This window comes from Bradyrhizobium sp. sGM-13 (assembly GCF_018398875.1).
Lineage (GTDB): Bacteria > Pseudomonadota > Alphaproteobacteria > Rhizobiales > Xanthobacteraceae > Bradyrhizobium.
The window spans coordinates 1-207 of the sequence record NZ_JAGWDK010000564.1; the positions used below are offsets into that span (position 1 = coordinate 1).

At 64.7% G+C, this 207-nt stretch carries 1 protein-coding gene; it reads left to right on the plus strand.

The genetic code is table 11. The features are described 5' to 3' along the window. The coding region (locus KJQ96_RS39980; RefSeq protein WP_375293282.1) for a thiamine pyrophosphate-dependent enzyme at positions 1 to 207 on the plus strand (207 nt) is incomplete at both ends.

Here is a 207-nt window from a genome sequence, read left to right on the forward strand (position 1 = left end):
GCTGCGCAAGAGCCATTTCGACGACATCCCGATCAAGCCGCAGCGCGTCTATGAGGAGATGAGCAGGGCCTTCGGACGCGAAACCTGCTATGTCAGCGTGATCGGGCTGTCGCAGATCGCCGGCGCGCAATTCCTCGGTGTTTACAGTCCGCGCAACTGGATCAATGCGGGGCAGGCCGGCCCGCTCGGCTGGACGCTTCCCGCCGC